This window comes from Butyrivibrio sp., from assembly GCF_017940685.1.
Lineage (GTDB): Bacteria > Bacillota > Clostridia > Lachnospirales > Lachnospiraceae > Butyrivibrio.
Window position 1 is genome coordinate 1 of record NZ_JAGAYD010000014.1, and the last position, 5,071, is coordinate 5,071.

5 protein-coding genes are annotated in these 5,071 nt (G+C 44.1%); 1 reads left to right on the top strand and 4 read right to left on the bottom strand.

Translation table 11 applies throughout. From position 1 onward, the window contains the following. Positions 1–28 precede the first annotated feature (28 nt). From J6I68_RS00850 to J6I68_RS00860, 3 genes are read right to left on the bottom strand one after another with little or no spacing between them, the layout of a single operon-like run. Positions 29–1,783 (bottom strand): MATE family efflux transporter, encoded by a 1,755-nt coding sequence (locus J6I68_RS00850; RefSeq protein ID WP_292216429.1) that lies wholly within the window; start codon positions 1,781–1,783, stop codon positions 29–31. Next, the gene (locus J6I68_RS00855) at positions 1,780–2,652 is read right to left on the bottom strand and encodes a DUF2156 domain-containing protein (RefSeq protein ID WP_292216431.1); all 873 of its coding nucleotides are present in this window, start codon (positions 2,650–2,652) and stop codon (positions 1,780–1,782) included. Before J6I68_RS00855 ends, J6I68_RS00850 begins: the two co-directional genes overlap by 4 nt. A gap of 2 nt (positions 2,653–2,654) precedes the next feature. Beyond that, positions 2,655–3,461, bottom strand: a complete 807-nt coding sequence (locus J6I68_RS00860; RefSeq protein ID WP_292216432.1) for a formyltransferase family protein — start codon at positions 3,459–3,461, stop codon at positions 2,655–2,657. 297 nt (positions 3,462–3,758) lie between these two features. Between J6I68_RS00860 and J6I68_RS00865 the strand changes: the two genes are divergently transcribed. Then, on the top strand, positions 3,759–4,811 hold the full coding sequence (locus J6I68_RS00865) for a hypothetical protein (RefSeq protein WP_292216434.1): 1,053 nt from the start codon (positions 3,759–3,761) through the stop codon (positions 4,809–4,811). Positions 4,812–4,928: 117 nt separating this feature from the next. Here the strand turns inward: J6I68_RS00865 and J6I68_RS17380 are convergent, their stop codons facing one another. Next, the gene (locus J6I68_RS17380; RefSeq protein ID WP_442861719.1) at positions 4,929–5,048 is read right to left on the bottom strand and encodes a hypothetical protein; all 120 of its coding nucleotides are present in this window, start codon (positions 5,046–5,048) and stop codon (positions 4,929–4,931) included. Positions 5,049–5,071 lie beyond the last annotated feature (23 nt).

Below are 5,071 nucleotides of genomic sequence, written 5' to 3' on the forward strand. Positions count from 1 at the left end.
ATGCCCAAAGACATTTTTCTGGTTTTTCTCATATTTTCACCACCATTGTATTGAATCCCTGATATCGTCTATAGTAAAAAGATTTTGCTTTCTTCTTTATTACATCCATTCCAAGGGCATTGAAATCTGAATCGTCATCGTCAATGTCGCCTATGTTTTTCTTGTTCATATCAAACGGGTTAAAGGTTATTGCATTGTCCCTTATGTGCATTGAAAAACCTTTTTCTCCCCTGCACACCAGCGTCAGCTGAATAAGTCCGTTGTTGTCCTGCATCTTGGAAAAGCCCATGTTGATAATGGCTGAGCACACTTCCTCGATGGTCATCTGTACGTAGTACATCTGCTTGGGATCAGCCTCCCACTTTTCAAGGAACCCTTCTACCTGGGAAAGAACATCACCCAGGTCATCACTTTTTCCATGAAGCGTTGTGGTATAGACTTTGTCTGCATCCAGCCTCTTTGTCTTTTTCATAAAGAACTTTACGTAGAAGCAAACAATGATGAAGCTGATAAGCTCAGTTGCAAAATAGGTATACCAGAATGCCTTCTCTCCAAGGAAGATGAAAAGCAGCATCACAGGTACCAGGATCACAAAGCCGCGCAGTGTGGAAATGATAAATGCGGGAAGTGGTATGTCTCTTGCGGTGTAGATGTTGGCCAAAAGGATATTGAAGCCGGCAAACAAAACACACAGTCCAAATGCTCTTAGAGCGTACACGCCATAGGATATCGAAGCCTCATCCCTGATACCAAACAGCATACATATCTGCGCCGCAAAGGCTATGATCACTGACCCCAGAATAACCGAGGTTATGATACCGACGTCTCTAACAAGTATCTGGGCATCATCGCTTTCTTTGTAGTTGCACTCCGCTTCGTAAGTACTAAGAACCGGCTGGGCAGCCATGCTGATCGCATTAAACACATATCCCATCAGGTAAGACAAGCTCTGTACAATTTCGAATACCGCAACGCCGATCTCCCCAGATAACTTGAACAGCGCATTGTTTCCTATCCAGATAAATACGAAGGTGTAAATGTAAGTGATGCAGGATGAAAAGCCTGTCTTGTAGCTGGTAAACACATTTTTAAAGTTTGGACGCACACGGAAGATCTTAAGGTGTGACTGTCTTCCATATATGAAAAAGAGCTCTACCGTGCTGGTGATAATAATACCGATAAGTGTTGCAAGAGCCGCTCCCATAACGCCCAGGCCACAGAACAAAACCAGTATGATGTTTAGAGAGAAGTCGCATCCGTTACCAATCTGGGATGCTACAGATGACTCTTTATACAGGTCATCATTTCTCATGTAGTAGCCAACTGTATATCCAAAGAAGAAGAACGGCGCCGCAGCGAAAAGAAATCTCAAATAGATAACAGTTGCTGCAAACAGCTCCTGATTTACAGGATCAGCTCCAAGGATCCTGGCGATGAAGCTTACAAAAACATTACCCAGGATCGCTATACCAATACCAAGGATAAATATTGTGACCAGAACTCCTTTGTAGTCCTGCCTTGCCTCTTCCTCTTTTCCCTTGGTCATCTTCTTGGAGAAAACAACCGCTCCTCCAAGGCCAAAGGAATGGGCTATCACGTTGTAGATCATAAATACCGGGATTGCAAAGGCAATAGCTGCAAGTCCCACAGCACCCATCCTGTTACCAACAACAAGAGCATCTGCCATATCCGCCACTGACAGGACCAGAGCTGATGAAATGGCAGGCAGGTACTGCCTCATGAACATTTGCTTTGTGAATGATGATATCTTGTGTATTTTCATATCTGCTTTCCTGTGTACATATCTATCATTGAATGTGGATGCATATATTGCTTGGCAGTTCTAAGTCCCTCTATTCCAAGGTCCTCTTCCCAATTAAAGAACTCAACCTCTTCTGGCTGCATTCTGGAAAATTCCTGTCTCATGTAATACTGAAGTCCGTGAAGGTAGCAATCAGTTTTCTGGGTGCAGCAATCCACTGTATTGTCATTTAATCTATATCCCAGAACTGCCGCACAAGGCGCATCGTCCATGTAAAGAACTATCCCCGAAATATTGAGGGCATCGTACTCCGTAAGGATTATCTCATTTGCACATTTATCAAGTACATCCGTGTGATTTTCCTTACTTCTGGCCCAGGCTGTGGCAATCTGCCGCACATCATCAATTATATCGGCAGAAAGATACTTGGTCTCCATATCGTGGTCACGGATTAGCTGGCGAACGTAATCTCTTTTCCTTGAAAAGCTGCCACCAGGAAGGTTCTCAATGGTATTCCTGTCGTAAATATACTCGCTGTCATCCGGGGCAGGATCAGCCTTGAACTTACCTGGGAAATACTGCTGTAAAAAGAATGTGTCCCACTTTGTCATGTATCTGAATCTAAGATCACCCTTTGATAGCATCTCTTCGATAAAGGCACACTTCTCAGCGTCGTTTCCAACGGGAAACATCCAGGTGTTGTCGCCGTCTTCCTCCATCTTGGCAGTATACATACCAGAGGTCTGATACAGTGACATGGACATATCCTGAGCCCAGATATACATAGTTTTGAAGGCGTGAGCGCTGTCTCCATATCCATATGTATCATAGAGCTGCGTAATTGCATCTTCTTGACCAAGTTCTATTGAACATATTGCAATATCAGGCATAATTAAATACATCTGACTTTTGGTGCAGATATATAACCTCCTTTTACAGAAAAGATATTTGGACTGCTTTCATCTTTAGGAGCACCTGGCTTAGCCACAGCTCCGATGAGCTCGTATTCCTGACCAGTTGCCGTATCAATGTAATAGCACTCGTAGCTGTAAAAAGCCCTGAGTATCAGATCAACCTTGTCGTAAGAATCAGTATCTTTTACGGTGTACTGGTCCTTTTCAGGCATCTCCCAGTACTCCGCAATAGAGTCATCCTGAGGAACTGCACTATCCCAGAGATTGTCGAAGTCGGAAACAAGCTTTTTCACCATTGGTGGAATAAGTGCATTCTGGCGCTCAGTAAGGGTTAAAAGATCATCATCCGCATAAACAGGCATCTTTTCCCTAAGGATGATTTCTCCCTCGTCAAGTCCCTTTGTCATGCGGTGCATGGTGATACCGCTCTCGGTAAGGCCCTTTAAGATTGTCAGAGGCATTGGCCATGCGCCTCTTCCGATAGGAAGGTAAGCTGGGTGAGTGTTTACAATGCGAAGCTCATCTATTACAGGGATCACGTAGTAATATCCGCCGACCAGTACAAAATCACACCCTAAAGCCACCAGATCGTAAAGATCGTCTTTGGTTATGCGATCCATCTGCAGGGGAATATCATGCTCTTTTGCAAAGGCCACAGTCTTTGTGTTGAACTCTGTAATGTTATCGGTTTTACATGTAAAAACCTTCATGATCTCACAGCCGCAATCATAAAGACTTGTCAGCACAGGATGCAGTATATCAATTGATACGCAAGCCACTTTCATATAATTTCACCCATAAATGTATTCATATTACGTCTATTATATTTTCTCATATTAATTGGATTTTGCTGATTAAATTTATATTAAAAACTTGAAAAATCTGAAAATTTAAACTTTTTTAATTCCTATAATGAACGCAGTGCTGTAAACCGATATATATAATACAGCTAAGGAAAGCATGGATCTTCAAGGATGAGTAAACTTTCATCTGGGTGAAGGTCCTTTTTTTGCCCCAAAAACTGTATCCTGTGCAGCAGTTTTTTCGCAGAAACGGGCCCAAACCAGCGCTAAGGAGGTACCATGAAAATTGCACAAAGTAACGTAAACCTGGTCTCAGGTCACCATTACCAGGAGGAAAGAAGTGTGACTATGAAGACCGAAACCATGACAAGGAGTGCATTTCTTGAGAGCTTAAAGAGCCAGGAAAAGAAAATGGACCAGTTTGAACTTTCAGATGCATCCTCGGAGGATACGGCCCTGGGCAGTGGCAGCTACATGTCGCTTAAGCCCTCAAAGTCAGAGTATCTGTCTCCTCAGACCTCTGCCCTTGAGGATCAGATCATGGAGCTCAGGAACATGCTTCTTGAAAGGATCTTAAGTCTTCTTCAGATATTTGGGGGAGATAGCCAGAGCAGGGGATATGCAAAAACCTTGTCAAACACTGCAGGCATGCTTACAGAAAACATGCTTGTAAAGAAGACCACTATTGTGGTTACTCACATCGAGACAGAGGAGACAACCTTTAGTGGCACAGGCACCGCTCTTACAGAGGACGGAAGAGTCATTGATTTTGGAGCGAGCTTCTCCATGTCCAGAAGGCTCTGCGAATACGCTGGAATTGACGTGGCAAGCGCAGTAAGCCTTATTGATCCTCTTGTTATCAATGTAGGCAGCGGCGTAACAAATATCAGTGATCAGAATTTCTATTTTGACCTTGATGCTGACGGGCAGGAAGAGAAAATTTCAAATCTGGGAGAGGGCTCAGGATTCCTGGCACTAGATAAAAACAGTGATGGGAAGATCAATGATGGCTCGGAACTTTTTGGAACAAAGTCGGGGGACGGTTTTAAAGATCTTTCTGCCTATGATATTGATAAAAATGGCTGGATTGATGAAAACGATAAGGTCTACGACCAGTTAAAGATCTGGATCAGAAATGAAGACGGAACAGATACACTACTTGGCCTTAAAGAAGCCGATGTTGGGGCTATCCACCTTGGAAGTGCCAATACCGAATTTTCTCACTTTGGCAGCACCTTCACCATGCAGGCCATGACAAAAGCTTCCGGCGTTTTTCTTCGTGAAAGCGGAGGCGTTGGAACCGTGCAGCAGGTAGACCTGGCTGCCCTGTAAAACAAGACACGGGGACGGTTCTTTTGTCTCATTGTGCACAACAAGACACGGGGACGGTTCTACTGTCTCATTGTGTACAATGAGACAGTAGAACCGTCCCCGTGTCTTGTTTTAGTTTCACTCCTGTATATCTCGTTCTCTCTTGCCGTCCACTTCGCCGGAAAGGAAGTGTCTGCGGCAGACTGAGACGTAGGATTCGTTGCCGCCCATCATGATCTGCTCGCCGTCGCGAACGATCTTGCCGTTTGATACACGGGCAT